The following is a 22296-nucleotide window of genomic DNA, read 5'->3' as shown; positions in this document are numbered from 1 at the left end:
AATCTTAATTGAAATATTTATCAAAGGAGATAAAAATGGGTACAAGAAAAGAACACGATTTTATCGGTGAATTAGAAATTAGCGATGATGTTTATTACGGCGTCCAAACATTTAGAGCCGTTGAAAACTTCAACATATCTCACGACAGATTAAAAAACTTCCCTAGATTTGTGCGCGCTATCACAAGAGTTAAAAAAGCAGCCGCAATGGCAAACCGAGAATTAGGCCTTTTGGATCAAGAAAAAGAAGGTGCTATCATCGCAGCTTGCGACAAAATTCTAGCTGGTGGATACTATGATCAATTTGTAGTAGATATGATCCAAGGTGGTGCTGGTACTTCAACCAACATGAACGCAAACGAAGTTATAGCCAATATCGCTTTAGAGCATTTAGGCCACAAAAAAGGTGAATATCAATTCCTTCATCCAAATGACCATGTAAACTTAAGCCAAAGTACAAACGATGCATACCCAACTGCACTTCATCTAGCTTTACATGATTATTTAACAGACCTAGCTACAGCTATGGGTTATCTAAAAAAATCATATGAGAGAAAAGCTGAAGAATTTAAAAATGTATTAAAAATGGGTAGAACTCAACTTCAAGATGCGGTGCCTATGACTTTAGGCCGTGAGTTTAAAACATTTGCCGTAATGATAGGCGAAGATATTGAGAGAATTCTAGAAGTTAGAAAACTTGTATTAGAAGTCAATTTAGGCGGTACCGCTATCGGTACAGGTATCAACTCTCACCCAGATTATCCAAAAGTAGTAGAGAAAAAATTAAGAGAAGTTACAGGCCATGAGTATAAAGTAGCCGAAGACTTGATAGAAGCTACACAAGATACAGGCGTATATGTCCAAATTTCTGGTGTTTTAAAAAGGGTAGCTACTAAATTATCAAAAGTTTGTAATGACTTAAGACTTCTAAGCTCAGGGCCAAAATGTGGCTTAAATGAGATAAATTTACCAAAAATGCAACCAGGTAGCTCTATCATGCCAGGCAAGGTAAATCCTGTAATCCCTGAAGTGGTAAATCAAGTTTGCTACTCTGTAATCGGCTCTGATGTTACTGTTACATTCGCTTGCGAAGGTGGTCAATTACAATTAAATGTCTTTGAACCAGTTGTAGCATATAGTCTATTTAACTCAATTATCATGCTTGAAAAAGCTATGAAAACTCTAGCTGACAAATGTATAGATGGAATCACAGCTAATGAAAAAATTTGTAGCGATTTTGTCTATAACTCTATTGGTATTGTTACAGCTTTCAACCCATATATCGGCTACGAAAAATCAGCTAGCATAGCCAAAGAAGCCCTACAAACAGGTAAAAGCGTAGCAGATATCTGCTTAGAGCGTGGCTATCTAACCAAAGAAGAGATTGATAAAATCTTAACACCTGCTAATATGCTTAATCCGCATATGGGTGAAAATAAATAATCTAAATTTCGTGTTAAAATTTGCTAAGAGTTGATCTCTTAGCAAGCCAAATAAAGGAGAATCTATGGATTTTGTATTGATTTTACAAATCATTGTCTTGCTAGGCGCTATCTTTGTGGGTATTCGCCTCGGTGGTATCGGTATCGGTTACGCCGGTGGTATCGGTGTTGTTATTCTAGGTTTATGTCTAGGTATGAAACCAGGAACTATTCCTTGGGATGTTATCTTAATTATTATGTCAGTTATCGCAGCGATTTCAGCTATGCAACTTGCTGGCGGATTAGACTACTTAGTCCAAATAGCTGAGAGAATTTTACGCTCAAATCCTAAATATATCAACTTCCTAGCTCCAACTGTTACATACTTTTTGACAATTTTAGCAGGTACAGGCCATACAGCATTTTCTATGATTCCAGTTATTGTTGAAGTTGCTAAAGAGCAAAATATCAAACCATCAGCTCCACTATCAATTGCAGTTGTATCTAGCCAAATAGCTATCACAGCTAGCCCTGTTAGTGCGGCCGTCGTCTATATGACAGGCGTATTAGAGCCACTTGGTTGGAGCTATCCAACTCTAATTGGATTATGGTTAGTAACTACATTTGCTGGTTGTATGCTTACAGCTTTAATTATTACACTATTTGCTAATCTTGATTTAAGCAAAGATCCAGTATATAAAGAACGTCTAGCTCAAGGTCTAGTAAAACCATCAACTGGCGTTCAAAATAAAGAGCTTAAACCAGGCGCTAAACTATCTGTTGCTATCTTTTTAATCGGTGTTTTACTAGTTGTTCTATATGCTACTGCTATCTCTAAAGTTGGTGGAAAACCAGTTCTTATTGAAAATGTCGTTGTCCCTAGAGATGCTGCTATTATGAGCTTTATGCTAGGTGTGGCCACATTTATTACAATCTTTTGTAAAATTGAAGTTGGCAAAGTAGCCGATACAAGCGTATTTAAATCAGGTATGGTAGCGTGCGTTTGTGTTCTTGGTGTTGCGTGGCTTGGTAATACATTTGTTGGTGGCTATACAGAAGAGATTAAAACTCTAGCTGGTGATTGGGTTAAGGCTGTTCCATCACTACTTGCTGTTATATTCTTCTTTGCGGCTATGCTTCTATACTCTCAAGCAGCAACCGCTAAGGCGATCACTCCAGTGGTTATAGCAGCCCTTGGTATCAGCGCAGCTAATCCAGGCGATGCATATATGCTAGTTGCGTCTTTTGCTGCTGTTTCGGCTCTATTTGTATTGCCTACATATCCTACACTTCTTGGCGCAGTTCAAATGGACGATACAGGCTCTACAAGACTTGGTAAATATGTATTTAACCATGCTTTCTTAATCCCTGGCATTTTAGCCATTGCTTTTTCTGTGGCATTTGGCTTTATCGCTTCTGCTATAATCTAACACCTAATCTACTCCAGGCAGCTACTTGGAGTAGATTTTCCTTTAATTATTTTTACTAATTATAAAATAATTCAAATTTTATAATATATTAATCAACAAGAAGCTTCTTTCGAAGTAGATGGATCTTTGGATTGGAAAAACTTATATAGAAAAACTGAGGATCTACTACAAACTTATAAAAATAAGGCAAAATTAATAGTTACATCTGCTTTGCATTGTGCTGCGCCTTGCACTGCGATGGGTATTCCTGTGGTATTAATAGCTAAAAACCAAGAGAATATTAATCGTTTTTCTGCTATTAAAGGCATTATTCCGATTTATACCTATGATGATTTGAAAAATAATCGCATCAATTTCAATCCAAAAAGCTTAAATATTGAAGATTTAAAACAATACATGTTGCAAAATCTTAAGCTAAGCACTCTAAAGGAAATGGGTGAAAAAATTGATGAAAATGAACTAATGCAAATTAGACATAATATCCAATACTACAAAGCATATTAATAGCTTTTTAACTAAAGATTTTTATTTAGCTAAGCCAGTCAATTAAGGCTTTGCCATGAGTTAGCAAATACTCATTACACTTGCTAAAATGCCTAGAACCAAAAAATGCTCCCCTTGCTAATGGACTTGGGTGAGCAGCTTGTAAAATTAGATGTGAATTTGGGTCTATCAGTGGCGATAGCGCCTTTGCGTGATTACCCCAAAGCATAAATACGCAGTGGTCAAATTTAGCATTTATAACACGAATAACACCAGCAGTAAAGATTTGCCAGCCTATTTTAGAGTGTGAAGCAGGGCGATTTTGCTCTACTGTTAGGGCAGTGTTTAAAAGCAAAACACTTTGATTTGCCCAACTAGTTAAATCACTGCTTCTACTAGTAAATATATCGCAATCTAAATCATCAAAAAGCTCTTTAAATATATTTTTCAAACTTGGCGGTGTTTTTATATTATTTGGTGTGCTAAAGGCTAATCCCATCGCTTCACCAGCATTATGATATGGATCTTGACCGATAATTATAACCTTTAAATCATTTGGTTTGCATAAATTAAATGCATTAAAAATAAGCTCTTTTGGTGGATAAATCGTAGCGGTTTGTGAGTTTAAAAATTTAATTATATTAGCGAAATTTTGGCTATTTAGCTCATCTTTTAAAAGCTCTTGCCACTCTGGGTCTAGATATGATATTAAATTTGAATACATAAAAGTAGCCTAGCAAAAGCTAGGCAAATATTATAAAGCTTTTTTAACCTCTGCTACAATGCTAGCAAATGCCGCTGTATCATTCATAGCTAGGTTTGCCAAAACTTTTCTATCTAATTCGATGTTTGCTTTTTTAAGACCATTTATAAATCTTGAGTAGCTAATATCGTTTAATCTACACGCTGCATTAATGCGGATGATCCATAATCTACGGAAATCACGCTTTTTAGCGCGTCTATCACGATACGCATATACTAAACTTCTTTCTAACTGCTCTTTAGCTTTTCTAAAATGTTTATGTCTAGCACTATAAAAACCACGAGCTAGTTTTAGAACTTTTTTGTGTCTGCGGCGTCTTACAACACCAGTTTTAACTCTTGCCATATTTATCCTTTACAAATTGGCGTCCAAATTTGGAACTTGCCCCATAAAAGGGAGGTTAGAATGACTTAAATTGTCAAAAACTCATATACAAAGCATTTTTTTCACAGCTGAGACATTTGTGCTATCTACATATTGAGATTGTCTTAGGTCTCTTTTGCGCTTAGGTGACATTTTGGTTAAGATATGGCTTCTAAATGCGGAGCCTCTTTTTATCTTATTTTTGCCAACTTTAAAGCGTTTAGCTGCACCACGAACAGATTTCATCTTTGGCATACGCTTTTCCTTTACTTTAAGATAAGCTCGGATTATATCAAATTTGAATTTAAAACTATATAAAACTAGCCAAATTTAATATTTTTCTCAAATTCATCAAGCCTTTTATGTATGCTTCTAAGCTCTGTAATCGTCGTCCAATTATCTATAAATACGCTAAAACTACTGCGAACTTGGTCAAATGCGTTGCTAACTTGGATTAAGACTCCAAGCGTGATAACTCCGCTAAATAGCCCATTTCCCATAATTATAAATGGCACAATAACCATAAATTGTGAAAACGAAATAAGCCAAACATTGAAATATCCATAGTGTAAAAATAGCCTATAATAGTTAAATCTAAGCCCAGTAAATAGCCCCAATACACTCTCAAAACTCGCATAATTTACCTTATCATCTTCAGCATAAACTAGCTCTTTTCTAAAAGCCGCTTCGCTCTTTTGGATATTGTATTCTAACTTTGGTAGCTTTATACCTACAAACCAAGATATTATAAGCCCACCTACACTAACAGCTAAGGCTATCCATACTAAAGAGCCTGGAATTTCTTTTAAATATGGTAGATCCACTCCACTGCTAAGTCCCCATAAAACTGGGATAAATGCTATTAATATCATTATAGCTTTTAATATCTGTAAGCCCAAAGTTTCAGTAATCTTAGCAAATCTATAGACATCTTCTTGCATCCTTTGACTAGAGCCTTCTATATCGTGCTTACACTCTCGCCATCTATTTAGATAGCCAAAAGTCATAGCCTCTCGCCACCTAAAAACCCAATGGCTAGCAAAAAATGTAGTGATAGTAGCGATAATCACATAAGGCATCGCAATTAATAAAAATCTATAAATTTGCTCCCAAAACTCATCTACACTATGATCTTTGACATTTTGCATAATATCGTAAAAATCTTTATACCAATCATTAATCGCTACATTTAATCTAGTTTGAAAAATCAAAGATACAATAATCACAAAAAGCCCACCATAAGCCCAAAAAGCCCATTTTTTACTCTTAAAAAAGCTTGAAAACATATATTTGCCTTAGATAAAATAGCTCGATTATACAAAATAATTTTTAATTTTAAATTTACGCATAAAAATTTAAGTTAGATATAATTTTTTAAAAGATAAAATTGCTCTTAAATTTATTATAAAGAAAGGAGAATAGATGGAGTTTTTAACACAATTAAGCGATGGCAAACAATTTGCTATTCAGCTTTTGGTTGTTTTGATTTGTCTATTTTATGGTGCTAGAAAGGGCGGTATAGCTCTTGGCTTGCTTGGCGGTGTTGGTATGTTCGTGCTTACATTTGGTTTTGATGTGGCTCCTGGCAAACCAGCTATTGATGTTATTTTTACTATTTTATGTGTGGTTGTAGCTAGTGCGACCTTACTTGCTAGTGGCGGTCTTGATGTAATGCTTCAAATTGCTGAAAGAATCCTAAGGAGAAATCCTAAATTCTTAACAATCCTAGCCCCATTTGTAACTGCGTTTTTAACAATTCTATGCGGGACTGGACATGTGGTTTATACAATGATGCCAATTATCTATGATATCGCTATCAAAAATGGAATTCGCCCAGAGCGACCTATGGCCGCAGCTTCGGTTAGCTCGCAAATGGGTATCATCGCAAGTCCTGTGAGCGTGGCGGTGGTATCTTTGACTGCTATGTTATTAGCTCCTGGGGTTAAACATTTAGAGGGCTTTGATGGATATTTGAATTTACTTGCGATCACTGTGCCATCAACCTTGATAGGTGTTTTAGCCGTTGGGATTTATAGCTGGTTTAGAGGTAAAGATCTAGATAAAGATGAAGAGTTCCAAACTAAAATTCACAATGACCCTGAATTTAAAAAATATGTCTATGGCGACTCTAAAACACTTTTAGATGTCAAACTCCCTACGATAGAGTGGGTTGCTATGTGGATATTCTTAGGTGCGATCGCTATTGTGGCTATCCTTGGCGCTTTCCCTGAGCTTCGCCCTGCATTTGATAATGGCAAAGGCGTGATGAAGCCGATGAGTATGGTATCTGTAATTCAAATATTTATGCTAATTACTGGCGCAATCCTTATAATAGCAACTAAGGTAAAAGCGGGTGAAATCGCTCAAAACGCAATCTTTAGATCTGGTATGATAGCTATTGTAGCGGTATTTGGTATATCTTGGATGGCTAATACAATGTTTAGCGTTCATACTCCAATGCTTAAAGAATCATTAGGTGGTATAGTTCAGCTATATCCATGGACATATGCTATTATGCTACTTTTGATATCTAAATTTGTAAATTCACAAGCTGCGGCTTTGGCGGCGTTTGTGCCATTGGCTTTGGGTATCGGGGTTGATCCAGCTATTATCGTGGCGTTTGCTCCGGCTTGTTATGGATATTATATCCTTCCTACATATCCAAGCGACCTTGCTACGATACAATTTGACCGCTCAGGCACGACAAAAATAGGCAAATATGTAATCAATCATAGTTTCATTATTCCAGGCTTGATTGGGGTATTTGTATCTTGTGTATTTGGTTATATCTTTACTACTTTTGCAGGATATCTATAATTCAAATTCAGCTAGGATCAACCTAGCTGATCTATGATCTTTATAATATTTTTTATATTCTCTTTAGCGCTTTTATAGCTGATATTTAAAGGTGTTTTTAAATTCGCAATTATAGTATCAGAGTCTGTGTAAATATATAAACTCAAATAACCATCTTGGATATAATATGAGCTTTTAAATCCTAGCAAATTCTCTTTGATCTCTATATTTTTGCTGATTTTACCACTGATTAAAAGACCATAAAATACAATTTCATCGCTATTTTTCACACATATATCACGCACATCAAAACCATTTAAGCTAAATAGTCCAAACTCGCTAACATCGCCATTAAAATGGTTATTAATACGAGATAAATTTGGCCGATTTAAGCCTAATTCTTTGATTAGCTCATCTCTTAGTTTCTCTTTTAAACCTAGTTCAAATTCAGCAAAAAATTTAAATTTAAACCAAAAATATATCCAAAGACCTGCCAAAAATCCACCGATTAAAGCCAAAAAAGGATCAAAAAACCAAAGCACCAAAGTAATTACAAAATCCACAAAAGCCGCTAAAATCAAGATCCAAATAAGCTTATATCTTATAGATTTTCGCTCTTTTTCTAAATTCTCCATCAGCTATTAAAATACCTTTTAGCTGGGTTTTGATAGCTTAACTCTCTTAGTCTCTCCACTCTTTGCTTGGTTGTAGGATGAGTGCGAAAGAGATTAGATATCCCACTTGCGATACCGCCACTAAATGGGCTTATGATAAACATATGAGCGGTTTGTTCATTGGCATTTTTCACTACGCCACGCTGATTGCTACTCTCTAATTTCAATAGAGCGTTTGCTAGGTCATTAGCGTTAGTTATCGAAGCTGAAAATCTATCTGCTTCAAACTCCCTTGAGCGTGATATACTCATCTGAATTATGGTAGCAGCTAGCGGCATTATGATAGCTAGAGCGATCATCAAAATGGGGTTTTGGCGATTTTGATTGCTTCCTAACATAGCACCAAATTGAGCAAAATTAGCCAAAATCGCAATTCCACCTGCAAATACTGCTGCAATAGAGCCAGTTAAAATATCATAGTGTCTTACATGGCCTAATTCATGAGCTATAACTGCTGCTATCTCATCATCATTTAGTGTATCGAGCAATCCAGTAGTTAGAGCCACAGCAGCATTGGCTGGATTTCTACCAGTAGCAAATGCATTAGGGACAGAGTCGCTAATTATATATAGCTTTGGTAGTTCTAATCCAGCTTTAAAACAGAGCTTTTTAGTCATATGATATAATGGATGTGAGCTATTAAGCTCTTGGGCGTTATATCGCTTTAAAATAAGCTTATCACTATAAAAATAGCTGAAAAAATTCATAGCTACAGCGATACAAAATGCTATCATCATTCCACCAACTCCGCCTATCATACCACCAACAACAACAAAAAGTAACATAAGAGCTACCATAAAAAATACAGTCTTAAAAATCTCCATCTTACCCCCTTATTGCTCCAAGATAGATAACTGCATCAATCTGTTTTTTAGCTGCTTTTTCTAACTCATTATCGCTATTAATTATTAAGGCGATTTTGCTATCAAATAGATAATTATTGGCTAATTTTTGTAGTTTTTTAGCTAGTTTTATAGTATCGCATACGATAAATTTAACTCCATTAGCATTAGCAATTAACGCCTCTTTAATATTAGAAACTACAATAAAATTACACTTTGAGTTTAAATTTTTTGGCTCAAATTTAGATAAAAACACTGGCTCATAAGCTATTAAATCACTACCAATTATAATCATTTTAGACACTCCTTGCATATATATTTACCATTTCTTAGTGTGCTATCTTTTAGCTCTACAAATGTATCACATTTACTACATTCGACAAAGCTTTCACCACTATCACTAGGCTTTTTACTCCTAAATTTAGGAATTATAAAATAGTAAATTACCCCTATAATCAAAACAAATATTATGATTTTAGCTATCATTTTAACCCCTTTAATACTACATAATTTCGCTCATTTTGGCAATAAATTTGCTTATCACATTTTAACTCTTCAATCTCAAATTTCGCATTTGAGCCCTTATAGAGCAAAAATGTAGTCTCTTCATCATAAAAGCCTTGACAAATTTTAATCAAATCTGCCGTATTCATCAACGCTCTAGAGGTTATCAAATCTGCTTTTATCTTATCACAATTTTCAATTTTACCACTATGGACGGTGATATTTTGCAAATTTAAACTCAAAGCCGCATAAGATAAAAAGCTTGATTTTTTCGCTATTGGCTCATATAGATGAAACTCGCACTCTCTTAAAATCATAGCCAAAAATATCGCCGGAAATCCAGCTCCACTGCCTACATCCACACAAACCTTAGGCTCAAAGTCTAGAAATTTAATCGGCTCTATGCTATCAAGGGCTACTGGCTTGATATCTTTATAATTGGTTAGATTATGAATTTTATTGAATTTTTTTAAGACCTCATCAAACTTAGCCACACTCTCCCAAAATTCATCACTCATAGCATATGCCCCATCTGCTCTTTTTTAATATTTAAATAATCTTTATTGTATTTATTTGCCTCTATTTGTATCGGAATTCGGCTTACTATTTGAGCTTTTATACTTGAGAGTTTAAGCGGATTATTGGTTAATAAATTCACACTTTTTATCCCAAAATCATCTAAGATAAAATCAACCATCTCATATGTCCTCTCATCAGCTTTAAATCCCAATTGATGATTAGCCTCTATAGTATCAAGGCCAGTATCTTGTAAAGCGTAGGCATTGACTTTGTTTAATAATCCGATATTTCGCCCTTCTTGACGAAGATATATCACCATTCCACCATTATCTGATATATATTTAAGCGCAGCTTCTAGTTGTTCTCCGCAGTCGCACTTTTTACTTCCTAACGCATCACCTGTAAGGCACTCTGAGTGAATTCTAAGATTTAATGGATCGCTTAAATTTGAACTAAAAATTACTAAATGCTCTTTATCATTTTCCTTATATGCTTTGATTTTGAAATTTCCAAATTTAGTTGGCAAATTTGCAACTTTAGATATCTCTATATGCACTTTTTTCCTTCTGTTTTTGTTTTATTGTATCATTTGCAATTAAATCTAAACAAAATCAATTATTTTTGATTAAATTAAATTCTGCTATAATCACTAAATTTTCAGGAGAATTAATAATGTTTAAAAGATATAGAAGATTAAGATTAAATGAGCCTTTGCGTGATATGCTAACAGAAAATAGACTATCTATTAGTGAGTTTATATATCCGCTTTTTGTGGTTGAGGGCAAGGGGATTAAAAATGAGATAAGCTCGATGCCTGGTGTGTTTCAGATGAGTTTAGATGAGGTTTTAAAAGAGTGCGATGAGATCATAAATTTAGGGATAAAATCTATAATTTTATTTGGAATTCCAAGCTTAAAAGACAGCATAGGTAGCGATGCTTTGGATGAAAATGGGATAATTGCTAGATCCGTTAGGGCTATTAAAGAGAAATTTAAAGATCTTATAGTTATTACTGATTTATGCTTTTGCGAATACACAGATCACGGACATTGCGGGATTTTGGATCACAAATGCGGCAGCGTAGATAATGACGCTACCCTTGAAATATCAGCCAAACAAGCTCTCATCCACGCCAAAGCTGGTGCTGATATGATAGCACCTAGTGGAATGATGGATGGGATAATTTATACTTTGCGTAAGGCATTGGATGAAAATGGATATATGAATTTACCTATTATGTCCTACTCTACCAAATTCGCTTCAGCATATTATGGGCCATTTCGTGATGTAGCGCAAAGCACTCCAAGCTTTGGCGATAGAAAAAGCTATCAAATGAATCCCGCTAATAGACTTGAAGCGATTAATGAGAGCTTAGAAGATGAGGCTCAAGGCGCTGATATTTTGATGGTTAAACCGGCTTTAGCATATTTAGATATCATAAGAGATATAAAAGAGCGAACGAATTTACCACTTTGTGTATATAATGTGAGTGGAGAATACGCACTTTTAAAAGCTGGCGCTAAAGCGGGTGTTATAGATTATGATCGTGTGATGATGGAGACTATGATAGCATTTAAAAGAGCTGGAGCTAATCTAATCATCAGCTATCACGCCAAAGAAGTTGCTAAGATATTAAATTCAAACAAGGGATAGATATGAGACACTTTTTGACTCTAAATGATATAAGCAAAGATGAGATTTTAGATATCTTAAACATTGCCAAAGATATCAAAAAAGAGGCCTTAAATAAAGAGTATAAACCATATTTAAAAGATCAATTTTTAGCTATGATTTTTGAAAAAAGCTCGACAAGGACTAGAGTGAGCTTCGAAGTTGGCATACAACAACTCGGCGGAAAAGCGCTGTTTTTAAGTAGTCGTGATATACAACTTGGCCGTGGCGAGCCTATCAAAGATACCGCTAGAGTGCTTGGAGGAATGGTGGATATGATTATGGCTAGGGTTTATAAACAAAGCGATTTGGTTGAGCTTGCTAAATTTAGCGGCGTGCCTGTGATAAATGGACTTAGCGATGATTTTCATCCTGTTCAATTGATGGCCGATTTGCTAACCTTAGATGAGCTTGGCTTAAATATCCAAAATATGAAAGTCGCATATATAGGTGATGGCAATAACATGACAAACTCATGGCTTATGGCTGCTTCTAAGCTTGGTTTTGAGCTTAGAATCGCTACACCAAAAGGCTATGAAGTCCCACAATGGGTAAAAAGCATAGCCTTAGAAAATGCCAAATCAAGTGGCGCAATAATCCAAATAAGCAATGACCCAAAAGAGGCTATAAGTGGCGTAGATGTCGTTACTACTGATACTTGGGTCTCTATGGGTCAAGAGGATGAAAAAGCGAAAAAAATCGCCGATTTCGCTGGATTTTGCGTAGATAAAAGTATGATGAGTCTAGCAAAAGATGGGGCTGTGTTTTTACACTGCTTGCCTGCTTATAGAGGATATGAAGTCAGTGAAGAAGTATTTGAGACTCACGCTGATGAGATATTTAGAGAAGCCCACAATAGACTTCACGCACAAAAAGGCGTAATGGTCTGGTGCGATAGGATGAGATATGAATAATCATTTAGAAAATATTAGTCAAACTCTAGGCATTAGCAAAAGGCGTCGCACAACATTTGAGCTAGAAGATATGGATAATAATCAAATGAAGCTTAGCTACAAAGGCAAAGCGAATTTAAATACTCCATGGTTTGGTATGTATGGCGATAAGCCTTGCGCCCTAGTGCCTGCTGAGTTATTTGAAGCGGTGATAAACGCACTAAAAAACGCACAAAAAGAGAATTTCGAGCTAAAGCTTGAGAGATCTATTTTACAAAATTTGCCAATTGATTTTGGTGATGTTTGGACTGTGGCGATAGAAGAGATCAAAAAGGCAAACTACAAAAAAGAGCCAAATTTAGATAGAGTTATAGCTAAAATCAAAAAAGAGCATCCAAATTTATTTTTGGATATGCGCTCGCTTGTTAATAAGGAGTGATTGTGGTAGATTTTGAAGCATTTGTGAAGTATTCTAAGCCAGGGCCAAGATATACTAGCTATCCTACGGCTTTGGAATTTAGCGATGAGTTTAGCTATGATGAGTATATCAAGAGATTAAAAGAGTGCGATAAGCCACTTTCATTATACTTTCATCTACCATTTTGTCGCTCGGCCTGCTATTTTTGTGGTTGTAATGTGATATATACTAGCAAAAGTGATAAGATGAGTCGCTACTTGGATTATTTGGAACGTGAGCTTGAAATTTTAGCTAGTATAGTAGATACCAATAGAGCAGTGATACAGATGCACTTTGGCGGTGGGACACCTACATTTTATAGCGCTAGTGAGCTTGATAGGATTATAAAAGCTATTAAAAAACATTTTAAAAATTTTGCTAATGATGCTGAAATAAGCTGTGAAATAGACCCAAGATTTATCAATGAAGATCAGTTAGAAGTCCTTAGAAAGCAAGGGTTTAATAGAGTTAGCTTTGGGGTACAAGATTTTGATGAAAAGGTTCAAAAAGAGATCCATAGAATTCAGCCATTTAGCATAACTCAAAATGCTGTAAATTTAGCTAGAAAATATGGAATGTTAAGTGTAAATACCGATCTTATATATGGTTTGCCTTATCAAAGTTTAGAGAGTTTTAAACGCACTTTAGAGCTAGGAGTTAGTCTAAATCCTGATAGATTTGCTATCTTTAATTACGCTCATGTCCCATGGATCAAAAAAAGTATGAGAAAATTCGACGAAGCCACGCTACCAAGCCCAAAAACTAAGCTTGAAATTTTAAAATACACTATGGAATTTCTCACATCCAATGGATACAAAATGATAGGTATGGATCACTACGCTAAGCCTAGTGATGAGCTATTTGGTGCTTTAAAAAATGGCACACTTCATAGGAATTTTCAAGGATACACTACAAAAGGTGGAGCGCAACTCATTGGTATAGGACTAACTAGTATCGGCGAGGGCGATGACTATTACGCTCAAAACTACAAAGATATGAGTGGCTATGAAGCTGCTATTGATGCTGGTAAATTGCCAAATTTCAAAGGCATAATGCTAAATGAAGAAGATAAGCTTAGAAAATTTGTAATTATGGAGTTGATGGCGAATTTCGCTCTTGATATTGGGTCTGTGGAGAGTAAATTTGGGATTGATTTCTTTAAACATTTTAAAGATGAATTAGATGAGCTAGGTGAGTTAAAGCAATTTATGAGTATCGATAGCCAAAAAATTGAGATAAACAAAACTGGAATGCTATTAATCCGTAATATCGCTATGTGCTTTGATGAGTATATGGCTAAATTTAAAGGCGTTAATAATAGCTTTTCAAAGACAGTTTAAAGGAGATTTTGTGAGTGAGATTTTAGGATTTGGGATAGCTGGAAATTTCGCCTTACACTTAGAGCAAGCTGGCGAGGCTGATGATTTCGCCTTGGTTAAAACCGATGATGAATACGCCCCAAAAGGAATATTTCCATTTTATATCAAAGGTAGCGATAGTTTTTTGGGTAGGAATTGTATAGATAATGGCTATTTGTATCTACCTAATGATAAAAATTTAAATATCCAAATGGAGCCAGAAATCGCCCTAAGATGCAAATTAGAATATGAAAATAATAAGGTTAAAAGCATTAAGCCACTTAAATTTGCTGCTTTTAATGACGCTTCAGTTAGAAATGACAAAACCGCTACAAAAATATCACAAAAGAAAAACTTCAGCAACGGCTCAAAAGGAATCGGAAATGAGATTGATATAGACAAATTTAGCCTTGGTGGAATCTGTGATAATTATAGCTTAGTATCATTTTTACAAAGCCAAAATGAGCTAATCAGATATGGCGAGTGCGCTAAATTAAGCGGATACTCATATTTTTATGAAAAGTTATTAGAGTGGATCAAAGATAGATTAAACACACAAGAAAACTACGCTGTGTTAGAGAATTTATCAGATATCTTAAAAAATGCAAACTACCCAAATGAGATGATAATCACAATCGGCGCTACAAGATATGAAGAGGCGGGCAAAAATAAATATCTAAAACCTGGCGATATCTGCTATGTGGTCGCCTTTGATCATACTAAATTTGATCTATCAAGCATAACAAACGCTATCAAAAATGGCTCTAAATTACCAAGTAGCGTATCTATTTTAAGACAGGAAGTAAGATGAAAATTACTATAATTGGCGCTGGAAATATGGGCTTAGCTATGGCTAATGGGCTGAAATTATCTGGTTTTGAAGTGAGCTTTGCGGGGAGATTGAGCGATAGATTAGAGGCTTTAAAAGGTGAATTTAAAGTAGAGATAATAGATCAAAACTACGATATAAGTGATAAAAACATTATATTAGCTATCAAACCAAATGCCCTTGAGTGGTTTGTAAATCTCGCAAAAGGTAGGGCGAATTTGATAATTAGCGTGCTAGCTCGCACAAGCTTAGAGCAAATTCAAGCTATAAACGCCCTAAATCACGCTATTTGCTTGCCAAATATCGCCGCAAAATATCAAAAAAGCATAAATCCATATATAGCAATTGGTGATACCAATCTAGTAGAAAAGATCCTAAATGGCTTTGGAAAAGCGGTTAAATTTGATTCTAAATCCACTTTTGATGCTGCTAGCATAATCAGCGGATGCGCTCCAGCATATCTAGCATTAGTAGCTGAAGCTATCAATACCGCTGCTGTAAGATCTGGGCTTAAACTAGATGAGGCTCAAGCTATGACAAGTGGGCTATTTGATAGCTTTGCTGGGTTGATTAAAGATACTCATCCAGCACTAATAAAAGATAGCATTTGCTCTCCTGCTGGAACGACTATCGAGGGTGTATGCGAGCTAGAAAAAGCCGGTGTTAGAACCGCTTTTATAGAGGCTATCAAAGCAAGTTTGATGAAACAAAGAGGATAAATGAGTAACTATAATTTTAGTGAGATTAGCGATGCGTGTGTGAAGTGTGGAAAATGTAAGCCAAATTGTACAATATACAAAATCAGCCACGATGAGGTCAAGAGCCCAAGGGGATTTTTGGATCTTTTGGGGGCTTATAATAGAGGTGAAATCGAGCTTGATAAAAATTTAAAAGATATTTTTGAGAGCTGTTTTTTATGTACAAATTGCGTCCAAGACTGCCCAGTATCCTTGCCAACTGATACTATGATAGAAAATGCTAGAGCCGATATAGCGGCTAAATTTGGAATTTCGTGGTATAAAAGGCTATTTTTTTATCTACTTAGAAATAGAAAGATTATGGATATTGCTGCGAAATTTGGATATGTCTTTCAAAGCTGCGGATTTAAAATTAAAGATGGCAATATGAGCCCAAGATTTAGTCTGCCAATGTTAAAAAAAGAGCGTCTATTGCCGGCAGCATCTAAAAAGAGCTTTTTGAACTCTCACACTGAATTTATAGATAATGGCTCTGATAAAACTATCGGGATATTTATCGGCTGTATGGGAAATTATGCTTATACCGCTATTGGAGAGGGGTTACTTAAGATATTAAAAGAGCTTAAAATCAACGCTCATTTGATGAAATCTCAAGGCTGCTGCTCGGCTCCAGCGTATTTCACTGGGGATTTTAATACAGTTGATTATCTAGCTAAAAAGAATATTGAGTATTTTGAATCCTTATTAAATAGTGGTAAAATCGAAGCTATTATAATACCAGAAGCGACTTGTTCGGCGATGATAAAGGTAGATTATGAACACTATTTTCACAATGATTTGCAGTGGAAACAAAGAGCTATAAATATCAGCAAAAAAATATATTTAGCTACTGAATATTTGGCTAAATTTACAGATCTAGCTCAAATTTTAAAAGAGCGAAATAGAGATAAAAAACTATCTAAAATCACATATCATGACCCTTGCCATGCTAGAAAGATGCAAGGAGTTTGGAAAGAGCCAAGAGAGCTTTTAAAACACGCTTATATCTTAAATGATATGAGCGATAATCATAGTTGTTGTGGATTTGGTGGCGTAACAATGCAAAGTGAAAAATACCACCTAAGCCGCCAGGCCGGTCAAAGCAGAGCCGCACAGATAGACGCCATGGACGCTAAATGCGTAGGAAGTGAGTGTAGCGCTTGTAAAATGCAGCTAAACAACGCCTTACATATCTATGGCAGCGATACTAAATGCTCTAATCCAATTGAGCTGATCGCTAATGCTTTGTAGAAGAGTTTAATACTCTTCTAGCATTAGGGTATTGATAAGTGAGAGCTTGATAGTTTCAACTGCGTTTTTGAAATATTCGTTTTGCTCTTTTGGAGTTTTAAGTGGAACATTTTGGCCATCTTTTTGAATGGTTGGAATCAGTTTTTCGCTCTCAAATTTAGCTTTTATATGATTTTGAATATCTTTTATACTGTGATTACCATCAAACATTAATGCAAGTTCAAGTGTATGCTTATCAGCATTTAGCCTATCATTTGATGGAGTTGCTACACCAATTGGCGAACCTTCATTTTCTAAGAAATATCTTAGATATGGTATATATTCTCTTTTTAGTCTAGTCTTACCTGGGATATATAATAGCTTTTGAAGCGGTTTACAAGTAATGGTAATAGCATTGTTTGTAAGCGTTCTAATATCATAGTATCTAAATACTATATCATCTTTTGGATAAACTGCACGAACTTCATCAAAGCTTAAAGTTGATGGAAATGCATCATTTAATGCCTTTGCAAGTGGTTCTATATATGTATCTTTGGCTGAGCTTAGAAGCTGCGGTGTCGGCTTTATTAGCTTAAAGTGTAGATTATGTAAGAATTTAGCCTTATCTTCATCTTTTATAGCTAGCTTGTTTTGATTTTGCGATTTGGTTAAAATAGAGCTTCTAAATCTAATAGAGTATAAAAAATCATAAGCTTGATTAGCTGAGATATAATCATCAAATGATAGCTTAAAATACTCACTTATCGCACCATCAGGCAAAAATGATGGATCAAAATGATATGTGGCATCAGCAACATAACAAAGCCCATTATCACCAGCATCAGCTACAAAATCTAAAAAATAAAATGGCTGATTACAAATCTCCATATATTCATGTGCCACATAACTTTTTGGGTAGTTTTGAATATGTTTAATATACTCAGAATTTAAATTTTTAATATGTGTAGCACTTGATTCATTTGGGCTGTATTTGGCGTAAAAAGCCTTTTGAAATTTAATAGCATTTAATCCAGACTCCAAGTCAGTGACATTGCCACTACTTTTAACCGCACAAAAACGCATAAAATCACGCAAAGGCTCTACATATTTCCACCCAGGATAGCAGTTATAGCTGATAAATGCCACGCCATTTTGGCTTAATAGCTTTTGACAACTTTGCAAAATCGCACTTCTTACAAAATCAGGCACCCAGCTATAAATACCATGGCAAATAATATAATCAAACTCTATTTTACCACCAAATTCACTTATGAGATTGCAAATATCCATCTCAATCAATTTTATATTTTTACACCCGATTCCCTCGATTGCTCTCTTGCCTATAGCTATCTGCTCACTACTTAAATCAATTCCTATGAAAGTTGAATTTGGATGATTGATAGCTTGGCCTATGATATTTCCACCCATCGCACAACCAATTTCAAGAACCTTGGAATTATGCGGATTAACAGCATCTAGGCCATGAAATTTAGCCACCGCACAAAGATAATCTATACAAGTTTGAGCGTATGAATATGAGTCATATGTATGCTCATCATATGTTGATTTAATATCGCTATTTATCATTGTTCTAACAACTTATGACTATCCATAAATCCACTAGCGGCGTCAGCTAATTTACCCAAAGTCGCATCTATACTACCAGCTAAGCTAAATATCCAATAACTCTGACACGAAACCCACTCAAATAACTTATCATTTTTTTCTTCATCACTATCGGCTCTACGAGCGGAGATAACGGCAAGCTCAAGCTCTTGGCTATTTAGCATCGCTCCGCAAATTCCATAAAATGAAGACATAAATACCCTATCTTTAAAGACATATTCTTTTAGGCTATCAATCTCAAATGAGAGTTTTTGTAGCTTATCATAGTTGATTTTATCTGCTTTATCTTGCTCTTTTAATTTTTTGGATTTTTCAATCTCTTTAGCGATTTTGAGATATAGCTTTTCACATTTTTTTTGAATTTTATGACCAGTTTTGAAAATTTTAGTTATATTTTTGATTGCTTTTTTTAGATGCTCTTCTTGCTTTTCTTTGCTAATTGGCGAAATTGGCTTGAAGCTCTTTTTTTTGCCCTTAGCGATAATTTTATCGGCCATCTCTTTAAATGGAATTTCAGTTGTTCCCTCTATTCTTGCTCCACCTTCGGTGCAGTTATAAAGCTTATAATCTGGATTACTTCTTTGCATCATTGCGATATTATGCTCAAAATACTGTCTAAATAAATTCCATACAAGTGTAGTTTGAATTTCGCCTTTACCGCCATATTTGGTTGTCATTACAGGAACTTCTTCTACGGGAATTTCAGTCTCTTTAAATATATGTCCTTTAGAGTGGCTAGTACCATCTTCGCCATAAGCTAGGTCTTGGCCTATTAACATTACATCTTTACAGCCTAAAGCTTGGGCTACATTCCACGCCATATGCGCAGCACTCTGTCCCCCACCGATATAGCCAAATTTAAAATCTTTAAAGCTCATCTCATAATTTAGCGGCCTTAAAGCATAACAAACATCTTTATCATGCAAATTCTCAACTGACTCATGATGCGTAAGAGAAGCCACAACAAAGATTATACCATCATCAAATTTAGTTCTAGCAGGTTTGAAAAAGTCCGGAGTAGGCGGAATTCTCTCTATGGATGTTACATAATCAGGCTTAATCCCATGCTCTTTTAAGATAGGATAACTTGCATCAACAGCTACTATGACAGTATATGGAGCGAGTTTTTTTAGTATTGGAAGCTGCTTGTGAAGCGATGGACCAGTAGATACTACTACTGCTGAGTTAATCTTATTTTTTCTTTTATTTATAATATCTCTTAGAGGAATTGCGCCAAATACATCTGGAAGATGTTGTGTTGTTTGAATCATTCCTAGCAAGCAATCCCTAGAGTCATTTCCACGCTCATAAAGCGTCTGGATAATTGCTTTTTGCATAGTTTTATTTAATTCCATAATATTTTCTTGATATTTTTCATTATTATAATAATCATCAATAATATGTAGATTATATAATCTAAAACTATGAAATACATCAGGCATCCTGCAAATTATATAAAATTGTAAAAATGTAACCTTATGCGAATCTAAAATAAATAATCTATCAGTAAAAATATCCCTAGAAAAGTCAATCAAACTAAGCGCAGCATATAAAATCTCAATCTCAGGTTCAAAAACAAATATCTTTTTATGCGTTGGGTTTGCTAAGATTGATTTCAAAAACACACCATTGCCAATTCCATAGATAAAAAGCGCCCTATGTCTGGCGTACTCTTCTTCGAATTCTATAATCTTTTTCTCAACATCTTTAGCTGGGCTTTCGTATAAATACTCTTTGGTTTCAAGATTTATGATATTTAGATCTAGCGGGTCTTTGCCCATATAAACGCCAAATTTTTTATTCTCCTCTAAACCAAATAGCGCAAGCGAAGTATCGATAGCATAAGGCATCATCGCAGTTATGTTTTTATCAAGTGTAGTTATCTCTTCATCATTTTTAATTTTTTGAGCTATCTTAGAATCAAGCTCTTTAAACTTTCTCTCATCTTCAGTTAGATCTCGCTCATCTTTTTTTGAGATGTCATTTTTTAACTCATTAACATCTTTTTTTTCACCATTTTGCATATGTGTCCTTTTGAATTTAACTTTAATATCGTCATTTTTAGGCTTTATTTTACAAAAATTTCGCTGAATTTAAAGAATAAATAGAAGATAAATTTAAATTTAACAAAAATTATACTTTTGAGAAAATATTATAAAAAATGATAAAATGTGGGATTTTTAGAATAAAGTGGTGACCCCTACGAGACTCGAACTCGTGTTACCGCCGTGAAAGGGCGATGTCCTAACCGCTAGACGAAGGGGCCACTGCGGTTGTGCGAGTGGAATTATACAAGAGTAATGCTTAAATATCGCTTAAAAATCATAGCGATTTACAAAAAAACTGTATAATTTGTCAAATTTAAAAAGGCATAGTTTGAATATCTATAAATTTGGGTCTAAATTTACTACTTTAACACTATTATCTGCGTTAATTTTTGGCTGTGGCACTGCTCAGCCAAAGCGTTCTAGTGGGGTTTTATTTAGTTTTATTACGCCACAAATTCGCATTAGCGATACAGGGTTTATTCACAGCTATACAAATGGTACGCAAGTTCAAATCTACAATAGCGGCACACTAACCCTAAACCTAAAATTAGCTCAAAATATCTGCATAAACTCAGCTTGTATGTCTCGCAAAAGTTTTAACATCAAATATCTAAATTCGCCCCATTATAATGAGATTTTAGATGATATTATAACCCAAAGAGCAATATATGACTCAGCAAATTTGATTCAAACTGATTGTGGATTTACACAAGATTTTAGTAGTTTTAGATATGAGGTTTGCAATAAAACAGCTAAATTTATAGATAGTAAAAATAATATAAAAATTATAATAAGAGAGTTGCAATGAAAAGAATAGGAGCGCATGTAAGTGCAAGTGGCGGAGTAGCAAATGCTCCAAAAAATGCTGCAAATATCGGTGCGGACGCTTTTGCTCTATTTGTTAAAAATCAAAGACAATGGAGCGCTAAACCACTTACTCAAAGTGATATAAGTCAGTTTAAAGCCAATTTAGTCAGTGCAAATATTAAGCCAGCTTGCATACTAGCACATAATAGCTATTTAGTAAATTTAGGCCATCCAGATGAGAGTGCAAGAGCTAAGAGTTTTTACTCATTTTTAGACGAGATAGAGCGTTGCGAAGCTCTTGGGATTGAGCTTATTAATTTTCATCCAGGTTCACATTTAAAACAAATAAGCGAAGATGAGTGTCTAGAATTAATTGCTAAAGAGATGAACTCCTTGCTAGAGCGTTCTAGCAATATAAAATTAGTTATTGAGAACACGGCCGGTCAAGGCAGTAATCTAGGCTATAAATTTGAACACCTAGCTGCATTAATTGCTATGAGTAAAGATCCTAGTCGTGTGGGTGTATGCATTGATACATGTCATTTATTTGCTAGCGGATATGATATCAAAGATGAGCAAAGTTATACTAAAACTATGGCTGAATTTGATAAAATAGTAGGATTTAAATACTTAAGCGGAATGCATATCAACGATAGCAAAGGCGCCCTTGGTTCTCGCAAAGATCGTCACGATAGCCTTGGAGCTGGACTAATTGGAGAACAAGCATTTAGATGTATTATGAAAGACAATAGAATTGATGAGATTCCATTAATTTTAGAGACTATTGATGAGACTATCTGGGCTGATGAAATTAAAATGCTTAGAGATTTTACAAAATAATTTAGG

Annotated in this window: 25 protein-coding genes and 1 tRNA gene; 13 read left to right on the top strand and 13 right to left on the bottom strand. The window is 35.0% G+C overall.

All coding sequences use genetic code 11. The features are described 5' to 3' along the window. Positions 1–35 precede the first annotated feature (35 nt). The 3 genes from aspA to CIGNP91_RS05585 all read left to right on the top strand — a co-directional run bounded on the left by aspA (position 36) and on the right by CIGNP91_RS05585 (position 3354). Positions 36–1442 carry an aspartate ammonia-lyase gene (gene aspA, locus CIGNP91_RS05595; RefSeq protein WP_086232593.1) on the top strand — a complete coding sequence of 469 codons (1407 nt, stop codon included), beginning with the start codon at positions 36–38 and terminating at the stop codon, positions 1440–1442. A gap of 64 nt (positions 1443–1506) precedes the next feature. Further along, positions 1507–2850, top strand: a complete 1344-nt coding sequence (locus CIGNP91_RS05590; RefSeq protein WP_086225201.1) for an anaerobic C4-dicarboxylate transporter — start codon at positions 1507–1509, stop codon at positions 2848–2850. Between the two features lie 126 nt (positions 2851–2976). Further along, entirely contained in the window at positions 2977–3354 is a 378-nt protein-coding gene (locus CIGNP91_RS05585; protein WP_086253617.1) for a hypothetical protein, read from the top strand. Positions 3355–3379: 25 nt separating this feature from the next. Here CIGNP91_RS05585 and ung read toward each other — a convergent pair whose 3' ends face one another. The 4 genes from ung to CIGNP91_RS05565 form a co-directional block, all read right to left on the bottom strand. Then, positions 3380–4057 (bottom strand): uracil-DNA glycosylase, encoded by a 678-nt coding sequence (ung, locus tag CIGNP91_RS05580; RefSeq protein ID WP_086253616.1) that lies wholly within the window; start codon positions 4055–4057, stop codon positions 3380–3382. 30 nt (positions 4058–4087) lie between these two features. After that, the gene (gene rplT, locus CIGNP91_RS05575) at positions 4088–4441 is read right to left on the bottom strand and encodes a 50S ribosomal protein L20 (RefSeq protein ID WP_086253615.1); all 354 of its coding nucleotides are present in this window, start codon (positions 4439–4441) and stop codon (positions 4088–4090) included. An 81-nt stretch (positions 4442–4522) separates the two neighbouring features. Beyond that, complete coding sequence (gene rpmI, locus CIGNP91_RS05570; protein WP_086225205.1) at positions 4523–4714, bottom strand: 50S ribosomal protein L35; 192 nt, start codon at positions 4712–4714, stop codon at positions 4523–4525. 65 nt (positions 4715–4779) lie between these two features. Further along, complete coding sequence (locus CIGNP91_RS05565; protein WP_086234831.1) at positions 4780–5745, bottom strand: putative transporter; 966 nt, start codon at positions 5743–5745, stop codon at positions 4780–4782. A 136-nt stretch (positions 5746–5881) separates the two neighbouring features. Here CIGNP91_RS05565 and CIGNP91_RS05560 point away from each other — a divergent pair, with 136 nt between their 5' ends. Then, entirely contained in the window at positions 5882–7276 is a 1395-nt protein-coding gene (locus CIGNP91_RS05560) for an anaerobic C4-dicarboxylate transporter (protein ID WP_086234830.1), read from the top strand. Between the two features lie 17 nt (positions 7277–7293). Here the strand turns inward: CIGNP91_RS05560 and CIGNP91_RS05555 are convergent, their stop codons facing one another. The 6 genes from CIGNP91_RS05555 to ribA are packed head-to-tail and all read right to left on the bottom strand — an operon-like array spanning position 7294 to position 10350. Then, complete coding sequence (locus CIGNP91_RS05555; protein WP_086253614.1) at positions 7294–7890, bottom strand: hypothetical protein; 597 nt, start codon at positions 7888–7890, stop codon at positions 7294–7296. After that, on the bottom strand, positions 7890–8753 hold the full coding sequence (htpX, locus tag CIGNP91_RS05550; protein ID WP_086253613.1) for a zinc metalloprotease HtpX: 864 nt from the start codon (positions 8751–8753) through the stop codon (positions 7890–7892). Before htpX ends, CIGNP91_RS05555 begins: the two co-directional genes overlap by 1 nt. A gap of 1 nt (position 8754) precedes the next feature. Then, positions 8755–9066: a hypothetical protein gene (locus CIGNP91_RS05545; RefSeq protein ID WP_086225210.1), complete on the bottom strand. Its 312-nt coding sequence runs from the start codon at positions 9064–9066 to the stop codon at positions 8755–8757. Further along, entirely contained in the window at positions 9063–9257 is a 195-nt protein-coding gene (locus CIGNP91_RS05540) for a hypothetical protein (RefSeq protein WP_086228585.1), read from the bottom strand. Before CIGNP91_RS05540 ends, CIGNP91_RS05545 begins: the two co-directional genes overlap by 4 nt. Next, a complete protein-coding gene (gene rsmG, locus CIGNP91_RS05535) occupies positions 9254–9793 on the bottom strand; it encodes a 16S rRNA (guanine(527)-N(7))-methyltransferase RsmG (RefSeq protein WP_086253612.1) in 540 nt (179 codons plus the stop codon). Before rsmG ends, CIGNP91_RS05540 begins: the two co-directional genes overlap by 4 nt. Next, a complete protein-coding gene (gene ribA / locus CIGNP91_RS05530) occupies positions 9790–10350 on the bottom strand; it encodes a GTP cyclohydrolase II (protein WP_086244893.1) in 561 nt (186 codons plus the stop codon). The genes rsmG and ribA overlap by 4 nt, the downstream gene beginning before the upstream one ends. Before the next feature lie 116 nt (positions 10351–10466). Here ribA and hemB point away from each other — a divergent pair, with 116 nt between their 5' ends. The 7 genes from hemB to CIGNP91_RS05495 are packed head-to-tail and all read left to right on the top strand — an operon-like array spanning position 10467 to position 16990. After that, complete coding sequence (gene hemB, locus CIGNP91_RS05525) at positions 10467–11447, top strand: porphobilinogen synthase (protein ID WP_086253611.1); 981 nt, start codon at positions 10467–10469, stop codon at positions 11445–11447. 2 nt (positions 11448–11449) lie between these two features. Continuing rightward, entirely contained in the window at positions 11450–12379 is a 930-nt protein-coding gene (argF, locus tag CIGNP91_RS05520) for an ornithine carbamoyltransferase (protein ID WP_086253610.1), read from the top strand. Next, complete coding sequence (locus CIGNP91_RS05515; protein ID WP_086225216.1) at positions 12372–12797, top strand: DUF2603 domain-containing protein; 426 nt, start codon at positions 12372–12374, stop codon at positions 12795–12797. The genes argF and CIGNP91_RS05515 overlap by 8 nt, the downstream gene beginning before the upstream one ends. Positions 12798–12799: 2 nt before the next feature. Beyond that, the gene (gene hemN, locus CIGNP91_RS05510; RefSeq protein ID WP_086253609.1) at positions 12800–14155 is read left to right on the top strand and encodes an oxygen-independent coproporphyrinogen III oxidase; all 1356 of its coding nucleotides are present in this window, start codon (positions 12800–12802) and stop codon (positions 14153–14155) included. Positions 14156–14165: 10 nt separating this feature from the next. Beyond that, positions 14166–14984, top strand: a complete 819-nt coding sequence (locus tag CIGNP91_RS05505; protein WP_086253608.1) for a DUF5718 family protein — start codon at positions 14166–14168, stop codon at positions 14982–14984. Further along, on the top strand, positions 14981–15721 hold the full coding sequence (locus CIGNP91_RS05500; protein ID WP_086253607.1) for a pyrroline-5-carboxylate reductase: 741 nt from the start codon (positions 14981–14983) through the stop codon (positions 15719–15721). Before CIGNP91_RS05505 ends, CIGNP91_RS05500 begins: the two co-directional genes overlap by 4 nt. Continuing rightward, positions 15722–16990, top strand: coding sequence for a (Fe-S)-binding protein (locus tag CIGNP91_RS05495; RefSeq protein WP_086253606.1), 1269 nt, complete (start codon positions 15722–15724; stop codon positions 16988–16990). It begins immediately after the preceding gene. A gap of 6 nt (positions 16991–16996) precedes the next feature. On the opposite strand, the gene CIGNP91_RS05490 is transcribed toward CIGNP91_RS05495, so the two are convergent. The 3 genes from CIGNP91_RS05490 to CIGNP91_RS05480 form a co-directional block, all read right to left on the bottom strand. After that, a complete protein-coding gene (locus CIGNP91_RS05490; protein WP_086253605.1) occupies positions 16997–18556 on the bottom strand; it encodes a class I SAM-dependent methyltransferase in 1560 nt (519 codons plus the stop codon). Then, on the bottom strand, positions 18553–20619 hold the full coding sequence (locus CIGNP91_RS05485; RefSeq protein WP_086253604.1) for a motility associated factor glycosyltransferase family protein: 2067 nt from the start codon (positions 20617–20619) through the stop codon (positions 18553–18555). Before CIGNP91_RS05485 ends, CIGNP91_RS05490 begins: the two co-directional genes overlap by 4 nt. Positions 20620–20786: 167 nt before the next feature. Beyond that, a tRNA-Glu gene (locus tag CIGNP91_RS05480) sits at positions 20787–20861 on the bottom strand. A gap of 110 nt (positions 20862–20971) precedes the next feature. Between CIGNP91_RS05480 and CIGNP91_RS05475 the strand changes: the two genes are divergently transcribed. Beyond that, entirely contained in the window at positions 20972–21451 is a 480-nt protein-coding gene (locus CIGNP91_RS05475) for a hypothetical protein (RefSeq protein WP_086225223.1), read from the top strand. Further along, complete coding sequence (gene nfo, locus CIGNP91_RS05470) at positions 21448–22290, top strand: deoxyribonuclease IV (RefSeq protein WP_086225979.1); 843 nt, start codon at positions 21448–21450, stop codon at positions 22288–22290. The genes CIGNP91_RS05475 and nfo overlap by 4 nt, the downstream gene beginning before the upstream one ends. Positions 22291–22296: the final 6 nt, after the last annotated feature.

Origin of the sequence: Campylobacter sp. P091, from assembly GCF_002138935.1 — a bacterium.
Taxonomy (GTDB): domain Bacteria; phylum Campylobacterota; class Campylobacteria; order Campylobacterales; family Campylobacteraceae; genus Campylobacter; species Campylobacter devanensis.
Note: the sequence above shows the minus strand (reverse complement) of the source record. Positions and strands in the feature narration are given on the sequence as shown.